Annotated in this window: 12 protein-coding genes; 4 read left to right on the plus strand and 8 right to left on the minus strand. The window is 67.9% G+C overall.

Annotation, left to right across the window (positions count from 1 at the left end; all coding sequences use genetic code 11):
• A partial coding sequence (locus tag AC1DN0_RS29045) for a LuxR C-terminal-related transcriptional regulator (protein ID WP_477146196.1) occupies positions 1 to 1,294 on the plus strand: 1,294 nt, incomplete at its 5' end.
• Positions 1,295 to 1,333: 39 nt separating this feature from the next.
• On the opposite strand, the gene AC1DN0_RS29050 is transcribed toward AC1DN0_RS29045, so the two are convergent.
• The 4 genes from AC1DN0_RS29050 to AC1DN0_RS29065 form a co-directional block, all read right to left on the minus strand.
• The gene (locus tag AC1DN0_RS29050; RefSeq protein WP_441635478.1) at positions 1,334 to 2,860 is read right to left on the minus strand and encodes an amidase; all 1,527 of its coding nucleotides are present in this window, start codon (positions 2,858 to 2,860) and stop codon (positions 1,334 to 1,336) included.
• 57 nt (positions 2,861 to 2,917) lie between these two features.
• The gene (locus tag AC1DN0_RS29055) at positions 2,918 to 4,093 is read right to left on the minus strand and encodes a DSD1 family PLP-dependent enzyme (RefSeq protein WP_441635476.1); all 1,176 of its coding nucleotides are present in this window, start codon (positions 4,091 to 4,093) and stop codon (positions 2,918 to 2,920) included.
• A gap of 120 nt (positions 4,094 to 4,213) precedes the next feature.
• Positions 4,214 to 5,194, minus strand: coding sequence for a Bug family tripartite tricarboxylate transporter substrate binding protein (locus AC1DN0_RS29060; RefSeq protein WP_441635474.1), 981 nt, complete (start codon positions 5,192 to 5,194; stop codon positions 4,214 to 4,216).
• An 83-nt stretch (positions 5,195 to 5,277) separates the two neighbouring features.
• Positions 5,278 to 6,627, minus strand: a complete 1,350-nt coding sequence (locus AC1DN0_RS29065) for a D-serine ammonia-lyase (RefSeq protein ID WP_441635472.1) — start codon at positions 6,625 to 6,627, stop codon at positions 5,278 to 5,280.
• Positions 6,628 to 6,767: 140 nt separating this feature from the next.
• On the opposite strand from AC1DN0_RS29065, the gene AC1DN0_RS29070 reads away from it, so the two are divergent.
• Positions 6,768 to 7,751 (plus strand): LysR family transcriptional regulator, encoded by a 984-nt coding sequence (locus AC1DN0_RS29070; protein WP_441635470.1) that lies wholly within the window; start codon positions 6,768 to 6,770, stop codon positions 7,749 to 7,751.
• Positions 7,752 to 7,839: 88 nt separating this feature from the next.
• Positions 7,840 to 8,595 (plus strand): sulfite exporter TauE/SafE family protein, encoded by a 756-nt coding sequence (locus AC1DN0_RS29075; RefSeq protein WP_441635468.1) that lies wholly within the window; start codon positions 7,840 to 7,842, stop codon positions 8,593 to 8,595.
• 46 nt (positions 8,596 to 8,641) lie between these two features.
• On the opposite strand, the gene AC1DN0_RS29080 is transcribed toward AC1DN0_RS29075, so the two are convergent.
• A complete protein-coding gene (locus AC1DN0_RS29080; RefSeq protein ID WP_441635466.1) occupies positions 8,642 to 9,541 on the minus strand; it encodes a YihY/virulence factor BrkB family protein in 900 nt (299 codons plus the stop codon).
• Between the two features lie 376 nt (positions 9,542 to 9,917).
• Here AC1DN0_RS29080 and AC1DN0_RS29085 point away from each other — a divergent pair, with 376 nt between their 5' ends.
• Positions 9,918 to 11,162, plus strand: coding sequence for an AI-2E family transporter (locus AC1DN0_RS29085; protein WP_441635464.1), 1,245 nt, complete (start codon positions 9,918 to 9,920; stop codon positions 11,160 to 11,162).
• Between the two features lie 29 nt (positions 11,163 to 11,191).
• On the opposite strand, the gene AC1DN0_RS29090 is transcribed toward AC1DN0_RS29085, so the two are convergent.
• The 3 genes from AC1DN0_RS29090 to AC1DN0_RS29100 form a co-directional block, all read right to left on the minus strand.
• The gene (locus AC1DN0_RS29090; RefSeq protein ID WP_441635462.1) at positions 11,192 to 11,554 is read right to left on the minus strand and encodes a hypothetical protein; all 363 of its coding nucleotides are present in this window, start codon (positions 11,552 to 11,554) and stop codon (positions 11,192 to 11,194) included.
• A gap of 218 nt (positions 11,555 to 11,772) precedes the next feature.
• The gene (locus AC1DN0_RS29095) at positions 11,773 to 12,366 is read right to left on the minus strand and encodes a 2-hydroxychromene-2-carboxylate isomerase (RefSeq protein WP_441635460.1); all 594 of its coding nucleotides are present in this window, start codon (positions 12,364 to 12,366) and stop codon (positions 11,773 to 11,775) included.
• Positions 12,367 to 12,430: 64 nt separating this feature from the next.
• Positions 12,431 to 13,159, minus strand: a complete 729-nt coding sequence (locus AC1DN0_RS29100) for an SDR family oxidoreductase (RefSeq protein ID WP_045237400.1) — start codon at positions 13,157 to 13,159, stop codon at positions 12,431 to 12,433.
• Positions 13,160 to 13,203 lie beyond the last annotated feature (44 nt).

Here is a 13,203-nt window from a genome sequence, read left to right on the forward strand (position 1 = left end):
CGCCGCCGCCTATTACGCGGACGAGCCGGATTGCATGGCCGCCCTGTTCGATCGCTGGGGGGAGGTACCGCCCGTGAGCGATGCGTGGCTGGTGCAGGCGCATGCCAATCGCCTGGCTGCCCGCGCGTTGATGGCGGGGGAATATGCCAAGGCGCGCCGCTACCAGCAGCAGGCGCCGCGTGGCGATGACAGCCTGGCATATCGCTATGTGATCCGGTGGCGCGACTACATCGTCGGGCTAGGGTATTTGTCCGAGGGGCAGGTGATGCTGGCGGATCRCACGCTGCGGCCGGCGCTGGCCCGCGCCGACGAAGAACTGGGCCGGCGCCACCCGTTCTCCTGCATGATCGCCGCGCTGCTGGCCACTGCCGCCTATGAGCAGGACGAGCTGGACGAAGCGGCGGCGCTGCTGGCCAACCGGCTCGACATCCTGGAGCGCGGTGGCACGCCCGACACCGTGCTGCTTGCCTACCGTACGGCGGCCCGCATCGCGGCCGCCACGGGCCTGGAGCACCGCGCCCTCGACCTGCTGGAGACCATGGACGCCGTCGGTACTRCCCGCAATCTGCCGCGGCTGTGCGTGGCGAGCCTGACCGAGCAGTTGCGGCTGCATTGCGGGCGTTTCCGCTCCGAGACATGCCAGGCCCTGTTGCGCCGTATCGACGAGATCGCCGCGCAGAGCGCCGCCCCTGAGTTTCCGCTCAGGCAGCACAGGCTGGTGTTGCTCCAGGACATGGCGCATGCCTACGCCAGCTTTGCGGAGCAGGACTGGCGCGCGGCGCAACAGTGGCTGGCGCGGGCCGAGGCGGGAGCGGATGCGATGAAGCAAGGGGGCGTGCGCATCGAAATGATGGCGCTGCGTGCCCTGGCACTGGACCGCTGCGGCGAGAAGGGACTTGCGTTGTTACGCGAAGCCATGAACCTGTTGCAGGCGTACGGGATCAAGCGCGGCCTGCGCGACGTCCACCCCGCGCTGGCGGACTGGGCGCGCGATGCAGGCTCCGAAAGCGCAGCCATGCGGCGCCTGGAACCCGCGCCAACGGCGCGCCCGCCCGCCGGGACAGGTGGAGGCGGGCCACGCGCGGCCCCCAGCATGGTACTGACGCCGAAGGAGCGCAGTGTGCTGGAGTTGCTGGCCCGGCATCTCGCCAACAAGGAAATCGCGCTTGCCATGGGTATCGGCCAGGAGACCGTCAAATGGCACTTGAAGAACCTCTCCGCCAAGCTGGATGCGGGCACGCGCAAGCAGATCGTGCGCAGGGCCCAACTCCTTGGCCTGCTGCACGACAATTAATCCCGACGGCCAAGTCCGACAGCTACCGGCCGCCGGGTACTACACGGCCGACACCGAAGACGCCTGCCCGGCCGGGCCGTCCAGCACCGGTGGCGCGGTCACGATGGATTTCAGGCCGGGCACCGCTTCGCGCAACTGGTCCAGCCGCGGCAGTGGGCGGCGCAGCGCTTCCGAGCCGGCAAAGGCCTGCTCCATCGCATGCGCCACGCCCAGCGTGTGGTGATCGGCACGGAAGCGTCCCACCACCTGCAGGCCGAAAGGCATGCCGGCATGGTCGACGCCGCACGGCAGGCTGATGGCGGGGTGGGTGGTCAGCGTGACCACATAGGTCGGCGCCAGCCAGCGGTAATAGTTCTCCTGCTTCTCACCGTTGATGGTCTCGGCATAGAGGCTGGTCCACGGGAACGGCGAGACCGGCGTGGTCGGCGACAGGATCACGTCGTAGTCTTCAAACGCGGCCTGGAAGCGGCCCAGGATGCGGGTCTGTTCCGCCTGCGCCCAGGCGCTGTCGCCCAGCGACATGGCTGCGCCCATTTCATAGTTGGCGCGCGTGTTCGGGCCCAGGCTTTGCGGGTCGCGCTGGTAGGCCTCGTGCATGCCGGCCACGAAGCTTTCGGCGCGCAGCACGTCGAAGCAGCGGTGTGCCTCGCCCAGGTCAAAACGGACTTCGTCGCAACTGCGGAACAGGTGCCGCATCGCTGCGATCTTGTCGCGGAACACCTGGCGGATCTGGTTGTCCACCGCGCAGACGCCGAAGTCCTCGGTCCAGCCCACCCGCAACGAGCCCAGGTCGATATTGGCCGGCACCAGGAAGGACATCGGGTCGAGCGCGTAGGTGAGCGGGTCGCTGGCCGAGACGCCGGCGGAGGCCGCCAGTTGCAGGCAGGCATCGGCCACGGTGCGGCCCATCGGGCCCACCACGGAGATCGGCGTCCAGCCCAGCAGCTTGCGCGAGCTGGGCACCACGCCCGGCGACGGGCGGAAGCCCACCACGCCGCATTTGGCGGCGGGAATGCGCAGCGACCCGCCGGTATCCGAGCCCGTGCAGACCGGCAGCATGTCGCATGCCAGCGCCGCGGCCGAGCCGCCCGAGGAGCCGCCCGCGTTGAGGTTTGGGTTGAACGGATTGCCGGTGGCGCCCCAAACGGCGTTGCGCGAGTTGGCGCCCGCGCCCATCTCCGGAATATTGGTCTTGCCGGTGACGATGGCGCCGGCCGCGCGCAGGCGTGCCACCAGCACGTTGTCGGCGCCGGGCACGTTGTCGCGGTACAGCGGCGAGCCATAGGTGGTGAGCAGGCCGGCGGTGGCCTCCAGGTCCTTCACGCCCAGCGGCAGGCCGTGCAGCAGGCCCAGCGGGGCGCCGTCGAGCACCGCGCGCTCGGCAGCCAGGGCTTCCGCGCGCGCGCGCTCATAGCAGGTTGCGGTGATGGCGTTGACGAAGGGATTGACCGCCTCGATGCGGGCGATGCACGCCTCCAGCAGCTCAACCGGTGAGATCTCCTTGCTGCCGATCATGCGGCGCAGCGCCACGGCGGATTGGGCGAGCAGGTTGTCGTTCTGGATCATGATGGCATTCTCTTGCGTGGGTTGTTGCAGGCAGGGCGTTCCGATGCGTTGGCCACGCTACCGGCTCAGGCCGCGCGCCGCCACCGGCCAGACAAGTGACACGAGGCCTTTGCGCACGCCGACGATTTCGTCGTACAGGTTGAGGGTGGGGTCGCAGTGCCCGGGTACCAGCAGTACCTGGGTGCCGAGGCCGGGCAGATCGGCGCCGTTGCCGCCGGAAAGCGGTTCAAGGATGCCATGCTCGTCGTTGGCCGCCACATAAGCCACGGTCCGGCTGGGGCCATCGCCATCCCACACCAGAGGCAAGCCGGAGTCCACCGCCATCGACTTAAGGCCGGCGTCGAGCACCACACGGGGSGCGGGGCGCGTTGCCGCCGCCACGCTCATCACCGCGGTGGCAATAAACAGGCTGTGCTCGAAGCGCAGCGTGCCGCTGTAATCGTTGCGGCCATAATCGGCGTCCATGAAGATATAAGAGCCGGGCTGGATCTCCGTATAGACGCCACTGGCCAGGTCGAACTCCACGCTTCCGCTGCCRCCGCCGGTCACGGTCGCGCAAGCCACGCCGGCCTCGGCCAGCCCGGCAACGATGGCGGCGGTACGCGCCGCTGCATCCGCCGCCGCCTGCCGGCGCGCCGCGTAATCGCGCACATGCTGGATGCCGCCGTGATACGCCTGCAAGCCGCGGAATTCGAGCTGCGCGTGCGCACGGATCGCTTCGACCAGGCGCAGCGCGGCTGGCGCGTCGGCCACGCCGCAGCGGCCCTGGCCCACGTCGATCTCCACGAACACGCCGATGTGGCTGCCGGCTTGCGCGGCGGCGGTAGCCAGCGTCGCGACCTGCCGTGCATCGTCGACACAAACGCTGATGCGGGCGTCCAGCGCCATGCGCGCCAGCAGCGCGGCCTTGGCCTGCCCCGCGATCTCATTGCTGATGTGGATGTCCCTGACGCCGGCCTGCACGAACGGCAGCGCCTCGCTGACCTTCTGGCAGCAGATGCCGGCCGCGCCGCGCGCGATCTGCGCCAGCGCGATATCGGGGCATTTGTGCGCCTTGGCATGCGGGCGCAGTTGCACGCCCGCCTTGTCGGCGGCCTGCTGCATTTGCGCCAGGTTGCGCTCGAAGGCGTCGAGGTCAAGCACCAGGGCGGGCGTGTCGATGGTGGCCGCGGGCTGCCCGGCGGCGGGCGGTGCAAGGTGCAAGATCGTTGCGTCGGAATCGGGGAGCGTCATTGGCTGGCTTGTCTCGGGTCGTTCTGGATGGCGTGACGCCGCCTCCGGGGCGGCTGTGCTTGCGATGATGTGGGCAGGGGCGGGCACTGTCAAACCGAGCCCGCTTCCCGGCGCCTGCGTTCAGTCAGCCTGAATGTTGGCACGCTGCGCGATGGCGCGCATGCGCGGCAGCTCCCTGGTGATCAGCGCGGTCACGTCGGCCGCGGTGCCGTAGGACGGCTCGAAGCCATTGTCGAGCAGCTTCTTGCGCGTGTCCGGATCGGCCATGGTCTCGGCCAGCGCCTTTTCCAGTCTGGCCTTGACCTCGGGCGGCAAGCCGCGCGGCGCTACCACGGCCAGCCAGGTATCCATATCGGTAGCCGGATAGCCGCTTTCCGCCACCGTGGGCACGTCGGGCAGCAAGGACGAGCGCTTGGCGGTGGTCACGGCGATGGCCTTGACCTTGCCGGCGCGGATCTGGGGCACGGCGGCCGAGACCGTGTCCACCGAGAACGGGATCTGGCCGCCGATCAGGTCGGTCATGGCGGGCGAGCTGCCGCGGTATGGCACATGCAGCATCTTGATGCCGAGATCGTTGAGCAGCATTTCGCCGGCGAACTGCGCGGTGGTGCCGGTGCCGAAGGAGCCGTAGGAGTATTTGCCGGGCGCGGCCTTGACCGCTGCCGCGAGCTGCTTGAGGTTGTTGACCGGCACATCGCGGTTGGCCAGCAGGATCAGGCCGGTGCGCCCGGTCAGCCCGATCGGTTCGAAGCTTTTGAGCGGATCATAAGGCAGCTTGGGATGGATGGCCGGATTGACCGTGAAGGTGGTGCCCGAGCTGACCAGCAGCGTGTAGCCATCCGGCGCGGCCTTGGCCACCAGGCCGGCGCCGACGATGGTGCCCGCGCCGGGCCGGTTGTCGATCACCACCGTCTGGCCCAGGCGGTCGCCGAGCTTCTTGGCCAGCAGGCGGCCGATCACGTCGGTGGCGCCGCCGGGCGGGAAGGGGATCACCATCTGGATCGGGTGCGTGGGGTAGGCCTGGGCCAGCGCGCCGCCGGCAGGCACCGCCAGGCAACAGGCGGCCAGGCCCGCAAGCTTGAAGGTTTGAACGGTTTTCATGCTGACTCTCCTGCGTGGCAGAGGCCGGCGGCTGAGGGGGCCGGCTGGCGTGCAATGGTTAATCGTTGATCGACGATCATTGGTCAGGCTGCGAGCGCGGCCGCCTTGTCCAGGAACCCCTGGTATTCCGCCGGCGGGACGAACAGGCCGCCCGTGGTCCACACCAGGTGCGTGGCTTGCGGCATCGCGGTCTCCAGCTGGTGCCGGGCCAGATAGGCGCGCCCGGCGGCGCTTTCGCACAGCATGCGCGGGCCGCTGAAGCCGGCCGCGGCCGAGGGTTCGATGCGCAGCCCTTGCGTGCGCCAGGCAAGCTCAAGGTGCGCGAACAAGGTGTCGTCCGCCACGGTGAAGACGCCCGACAGCAGCGGGCGCATCACCGCCGCCGCCAGTTCGGAGGCGCGCGGCACGGCCAGGCCATCGGCCTCGGTGCGGTTGCTCAGGCCGAAGTCATAGACGGATGGATTGCCCCCGTCCGCCATCATCTGCACCAGGAAGCAGGGCGACTGCGTGGGCTCGGCAAAGAAGCAGTGCACATGCGGGCCAAGCCATTGCCGCATGCCGAAGGTGATGCCGGCCGGCGCGCCGCCTACGCCGCAGGGCAGATAGACGAACAGCGGATGGTCGGCATCGGCGCGGATCTCGTGCGCCTGCAACTGCCCGCGCAGGTGCAGCGCCGCCGCGCTATAGCCGAGCAGCAGCGACAGCGAGCGCTCGTCGTCCACAAAGTAGGTGAACGGATCCTGCTGCGCCTGGCGGCGCCCGGCGGCGACGGCTTCCTCATAGTCGCCCGCGTGCTCCACCACTTCCACGCCTCGGTTGCGCAGTCGCGCCTTCTTCCACGCCTTGGCGTCCGACGACATATGCACGGCCGCGCGAAACCCCAGGGCCGAGGCCATCACGCCAATGCTCAGGCCGAGGTTGCCGGTGGAGCCGACCGCCACCTGGTAGCGTGCGAACAAGGCCCGCGCGGCAGGCCCCGCGAGCGCCAGGTAATCCTCCGGCGCGCTGCGGCCGGGGCCGATCAGGCCGTGCCGCAGGGCCAGGCTTTCGGCAAACTCCAGGACTTCGTGAATGCCGCCACGGGCCTTGATGGAGCCAGCCACCGGCAAGCTGTGGTCGGCTTTCACCCAAAGGCGCCCGTGGCCCGGCGGCAGCCCCAGGCTTTCCTGCATCGCCGGCACGGCCAGCAGGGGCGATTCGATGGCGCCTGCCGTCTCCACCAGTTCCGGAAACAGCGCCGGCAGCAGCGGGGTGAAGCGCGCAAAGCGCGCTTGTGCCGCCTCGACATCAGCCAGACTAATGCTCCGCTCGCCAGCGGCCTGGGCCGGGGGCGGCGTGTCGAGGCGGGCCGGATTGCACCACATCAAGGGCTCGCCCGCGCTCAGGCTGGCGTGGAGCGCATGCGTCGGGTTTGTGGGGATAGGCTGGTTCATCGGTAAGGATTGGCTGCCATGCGTTCGGGATGACTTCATTGTTGGCCCGGTCAGGCTGTGCCGCAATCCATTTATACTTGGCGAAGTATTAGTTTTACTAATGGATATTTACGGAAAGAGATGCGCAGCGGCAGCCACTTATGAACACCTTGCTATCGTCTTCGCTGCTGAGCTGGCTGCGCTGTTTCGAGGCGTCGGCGCGGCACTGCAACTTCACCCACGCGGCCACGGAGCTGTGCGTGACGCAGGGCGCGGTCAGCCAGCAGGTCAAGCAGCTTGAGCAATGGCTGGACCGGCCGCTGTTCCTGCGCACACCGCGCGCACTGGTGCTGACACCGGAGGGCGAGCGGCTGCGTTTTGTGCTGCGGGAATCCTTCCAGGCCATCGAAGGCACGCTCACCCAGTTGCGCAAGCCGCGCGAGGCCGGCCCGATCGCGCTGAGTTGCGCGCCATCGTTCGCCATGCGCTGGCTGACCCCGCGCCTGGGCGATTTCTTTCGCGATCATCCCGAGGTGGGCTTGCGTGTCTACGGCGAGTTCCACGCGCTCGACCGCACCCGGATGGTGCGCGACGGGATCGACGCCGCGGTGCGCTTCGACCTGGGCGGCTATGACGACCTCAAGGCCCGGCTGTTCCTGGACGAATGGCTGCTGCCGGTGGCCAGCCCCGGCTTCCTGGCGGCGCATCCGGACCTGCGCGGCCCGCAGGACCTGAAGGGCGCCTGGCTGCTGCACGATGCGAGCCCCTGGGACGGCGCGCAAGCCTTCGAGGAATGGCGCCACTGGCTGCGGGTGGCGGGCGTGGAGATGGAGGCAGCCGGGCTGGAGGCCGGGCAGCGCTTCAACCTGTCCCAGCTCGCCGTGGGCGCGGCGCTGGCCGGCCAGGGCATCGCGATGGGCCGTTCGGCGCTGGTGCTCGAAGATATCGAGGCTGGCCGCCTGGTCGACCTGTTCGGCATCCATGCGCGCTCGCAGGCGTCCTACTTCTTTGTTTCGGCGCATGGGCAGACGCCGCATATCGCCATGGTGGAGGACTGGCTGGCGGCCGAGGGCGCGCGTTTCGGTGCCGCCCGCGCCAAGGTGCTCGATATACGTGCACGCGGCGTGAAAGCCACCGGGAGATGACAAACCAGCCATTCCACGGCATAGTTTGCGGCTTTCGTTTCCGGCTTTCCCGCAGCCTTGGCACGGCTTGTGGGCATTCGAGTTCCCGATGGATTTTCCTGTCCTGATCCTGGCGCTGGGCGCCATTGTGGCCGGCTTCGTGCAGGGCTTGTCCGGCTTTGCCTTCGGCATGGTGGCCATGTCCTTCTGGGTCTGGACGGTGGAGCCGCGCCTGGCGGCGACCATGGCCGTGTTCGGCTCCCTGACCGGGCAGGTGGTGGCGGCCGTGACCGTGCGGCGCAGCTTCTCGCCGCGGCAACTGCTGCCCTTCGTGGCCGGCGGCGTCCTGGGTATTCCCATCGGCGTGGCCATCCTGCCGGCGCTCAATCCGGCGGTATTCAAGACCTGCCTGGGCGGCTTGCTGGCGATCTGGTGCCCGCTGATGCTGATGTCCGGGCAACTGCCGAGAATCCGCTTCGGCGGCCGCGTGGCCGACGGCGTGATCGGCGCGGCCGGCGGCATCATGGGTGGCATCGGCGGATTCACCGGCGTCATCCCGACCCTGTGGTGCACCTTGCGCGGACTTGCCAAGGACGAGCAGCGCGCGATCATCCAGAACTTCAACCTGGCCACGCTGGCCGTGACCATGGCCACCTATGTCGGCACCGGCATCGTCACGCGCGACATGCTGCCCATGTTCCTGGTGGTGGGGCCGGCCATGCTGGTGCCCAGCATCCTGGGCGCGCGCCTGTACATCGGTATCAGTGAAATCGCTTTCCGCAGGATCGTGCTGAGCCTGCTGACGGCCTCCGGGGTGGCCTTGCTGGCCGCTTCGCTGCCGGCGTTGCTGCAGCCGTTGCACTAATGCCCTCAATGCCCTGGCGCGGCTTTGCGCCAGGGCGCGCCGGGGTTCAGGTATGAAAGCGCTCAGCTTCGGCTTGCGGCGTCGCCTCCGCGCCGCTGCGCTCGAACTCCGCGATCACCTGTGCCCCGAGCAGCAGCAGGGTGGCGGCAATCTCCAGGCTGAGCAGGACCACGATGGCGGTGGTCAGCGAGCCGTACACCACGCTGACCTGCGACAGCGTGGCGAAGTACCACACCAGCACGCGACGCGAGACTTCCCATAGCAGCGCGGCGGTGACCGCACCGATCAGGGCATGCCGCAGCGACAGGCGCCCCACCGGCATCACCAGGTAGATGGACATCAGCAGCAGGATTTCGCCCGCCAGCCCGAACAGGTAGAGCAGGGCGCGAGAGAGCCGGTCCAGCGACCAGTCGTGGCCCAGCAATTCCACATGGTGCTCGCCGATGGCCTGCAGGCTGCCCGACACCACGGTCACCAGCAGCAAGCCCGCGCTCAGCACGACGATGTAGCAATACGGCAGCACCGCCGACACCAGGAAGTGGCGGCGGCGGATCGCCACCCGGTGCACGAAGATCACCGACATGGCGTTCTCCAGCACCGTGAACGCCAGCGAGCTGAAAAAGATCATGCTCACCAGCAGCACCCAGCCGATTACCCCGCGGTTCGCCAGGAAATTGCCCAGCTCGGCGACCAGCGCGCGCGATTGTCCTGGCAGCAGCCATTCCAGATAACGGGACAATGTCGCAAGCAACGACTCCGGTTCGATCACATGCGACAGCGCGATCACCATCAGGATCAGCATTGGCACGATCGACAGCAGCGCGTAGTACGCCACGGCCCCGGCCAGCAACAGCCCCTGGTTGGCGCGGAAATGCCTGAGCGTGCGCAGCACGAAGCGGCCGGGATGTTTCAGCACCAGGCGGGCGCGTGCGTCGAGTATCGGCATGGCATAGGGTCCGTCATCGGCAGGGCGGCGATACGAAGCGCCGGCGACCGAGCCTGGCGGTTGCCCGGCCGTTTTCGCGCCGCTTGCGTCGCTCCTCTCAATGTGGCGCATCGCGTGCGGCGCGGCAAGGCGTGCTTGTCCTACACCGGCTAGCGGCTTTCGCCGACAGAATCCCGCCCCGGCAAGGCTATGCTTGATTGATGCGAGGCGGGCGCCTGCGCCTGCGTGTGCTTTGCGCATTGCATTCGTCCCCCATGCCCTGGGCCCGATACCCCGCCTTGTGTCCGGGAAGAGTCCACCGCCACCGTCAGCCGCGCTGGTATGGCGCCCCCAAGCCACCTTTCATGCTGTCTTTCATGCGAGCAATCTGTAACCCATGGCCGATCTGAACGCCGGGCCCGCTGCGGCGAGCCAATCGTCCATTCCTCCTGACGCGGATGCCGGCCCTGGCGCCGGGGCGGACAGCCACGCACCCGCGCCTGAATCCGCAACCGGGCAGGCGGCGGCCGCCGCCCTGGCAAGCGTGGCGCCGGAGGCCGCTCCCGACTCTGTACCTGCGGGACGCAGCGCACGGGCGCTGACCGTCCTCGCGGTGCTGGCCTCGCTCTATACGTTGCACCTGGCCCGCGAGTTTGTGATTCCCGTGGTGCTGGCGGTGGTCATTGCCTACATGCTGGATCCGCTGGTGACCGTGCTGTGCGGCCGCCGCATACCGCGCGTGCTTGGTGCCTCGCTAGTTCTGCTTGCGCTGCTGGCCGGCGTGGTCTGTTGCGCCTACTTGCTGCAGGACCAGGTATCGGGGCTGGTGGACCGCTTGCCGGAAGTGGCTACCAAGCTGTCCCGCTCGGTGGGCGCCTTGCTCAGCGGCGACGACTCGATGCTGCAGAAGATCCGGCGGGCGGCCACGGTGCTGGGCGGCACCGGGCAAGGGCCGCCCGTGCGTGGCTCGCGGGTCATCGTGGAACGCGCCGGGGACTCGCTCAACAATATCCTGCTGGCTGGCTCGGTTGGCGTCTTCGCGCTCGTCGGCCAGGCATCGGTGGTGTTGTTCCTGAGTTTCTTCATGCTGGTGTCCGGCGACATGTTCAAGCGCAAGTTCGTCAAGATGGCCGGGACCACGCTGTCGCAAAAGAAGATCAGCGTGCACATGCTCGACGAGATCAACCGGCAGATCCAGCGCTACATGGTGATGCTGGTGGTGACCAATGCCATGGTTGGCGCGCTGACCTGGTTCCTGCTGAAATGGCTGCACGTGGACAACGCCGGCACCTGGGCGCTGGCCGCCGCCGCCTTGCATCTGGTGCCTTATTTCGGCGCGGTCCTGATCGCCGTGTGCATCGGGCTTGCCGCCTTCATGCAGTCCGGCGACTTCGGCACGGCGGCGATGGCGGCGGGCGGCTCGCTGCTGGTCGCCACCCTGATCGGCGCGCTGGTCACCACCTGGATGACCGGACGCATGGCCAAGATGAATGCCGTCGCCGTGTTCATCGTGCTGCTGCTGTTCACCTGGCTATGGGGCACCTGGGGTGTGCTGTTGGCCATTCCCATCGCCGTGATCGCCAAGGTTGTGGCGGATCATGTGGAGGGGCTGGAAGTGCTCGCGGAGTTCCTGGGCGAGTGAAGGCCGTTGCGGGGACGGCCCGCTGATGCTCACTGCTGTGCGACGAAACGCGCCACCAGTTTCGCAACGGCGGCCGGCACCGCATACGGCAGGCACGCTTGCAGGTGCAGGGTGCCTGCCGTATGCCAGGCCAGTTCCGCCTCGCGTTCGTCGAAGCGCAGCGTGCCTTCGGCAAACACGCGTTCCTGGCGCATCCCCTGGTTCATCGAGACAAACCGCAGCGGCACCACTTGCGCCGGGTTGTTGCCGGTGTCCAGCCACAGCCACTGGTACTTGCGCGAGCGCGGGGCATCGGCGGGCAGGCCGAGGCGCTTGATTTCCAGCACCGTGCCGGCGTGGCCGGTAAAAGCAAAGAGGATCTCGTAGGCGGGCGTGGCCGGGGTTTGTGTCATGGCTGGCTGGAAAGCGGGCGTGCCGGCATCGCGGCAGCATCCCTGGGATGCGCGATTCTACCCGTGCCTCCCACATGCGCAAACGGCGCATATCGATAGCCGAACACCTTCACTCCATGCCCTGGGGACGGGGTGCCGACATCGCTGCAAGCGAGCCGGCGCCGCAAGTGCCGGTCGCCCCTTGATAACAGTGGCCAGCCTGCGCGCCGGCGATGCGGCTACGCGGCCAGTGCTTCCTCGACGAACAGCAAGCGATCGTTGCCCCAGAACAATTCGTCGCCGACGATGAAACTGGGCACGCCGAACAACCCGCGTGCCACGGCCGCTTCGGTGGCCTGTTTCAGGGCATCCTTGACCACGGGGTCGTCGATCATGGCCAGCACCTCGCGCGTATCGAACCCGGCCGCCGTGAGCACGGCGCCAATCTCGGCCGGGTCGTTCAGGTTGCGCTGCTCTTCCCACATGGCGGTGAAGATCGCCGCCACATAGCGGTGGAACGCCGCCTCGTCCCGCATCTGGAAGCCTGTCGCGGCGCGCATCAGCGCCAGCGTGTTGACCGGGAAGTGCGGATTTTGCCTGAGGTTTGCGCCGTAGCGCCGCGACCAGCGCTGCGTGTCGGTCTTCGACCAGAGACCCTTGGCCGGAATCTCCGCGGGGCTATGGTTGCCGGTGGCCTTGAAGACGCCGCCCAGCAGGATCGGCCGCCATATGATCTCGGCGCCGGTGCGCTGCGCCACGCGAGGCAGTTCCTTGTAAGCCAGATAGGAATAGGGGCTGCCGAAGTCGAAATAAAACGCTACTTGCCTGCTCATGCCGTCGTCTCCGCTTGTTGTCGTGTCTTGTCATTGATCGCTTCACTGCCGCGCTGGCCGCGCCTTACCACGGCTCGATCCACGGCCGGATGTCGAGTTCATGCGTCCACGCGTCGCGCGGTTGCTGGTGCAGCATCCAGTAGGTATCCGCAATGTGCTCGGGATTGACAATGCCGTCGTCCTGCTTGGTGGCGTAGCGGTCGGGGAAGTTCGAGCGGATGAAGTCGGTATCGATGGCGGCATCCACGACCAGGTGCGCCACATGGATATTCTTCGGGCCCAGCTCACGCGCCATGCTCTGGGCCAGCGCGCGCAGCGCGTGCTTGGCACCCGCGAAGGCGCTCATGCCATCGCGCCCGCGCAGGCTGGCGGTGGCGCCGGTGAAGAAGATCGAACCGCGCCCGCGCGGCAGCATCACGCGGGCTGCCTCGCGCCCCATCAGGAAGCCGCCGAAGCAGGCCATCTCCCAGACCTTGAAGTAGACGCGCGACGTGGTTTCCAGCACGGAGAACCGCACATTGGCGCCGATGTTGAATATCGCCACCTCCAGCGGCGCGATCTCGCGCTCGATGCGCTCGATCAGCGCCACGGTCTCGTCTTCCTTGCGGGCGTCGCAGGCAAAACCATAAGCCTCGCCACCCTCGGCGCGGATCTGCTCGACCAGTGGGGCCAGCTTGTCGGCGCTGCGGCGCGTCACGCACGCGATATAGCCTTCGCGCGCAAACCGGCGCGCAATGGCGCCGCCGGTGGCGTCGCCAGCACCCACCACGAGGATGGCTTTCTTGTCGGACATGTTTGTCTCCGGTCTTGGATTGTCAGCCCGGGCAGGGACGCGGA

It is taken from the genome of Cupriavidus sp. 05N39 (genome assembly GCF_056397325.1).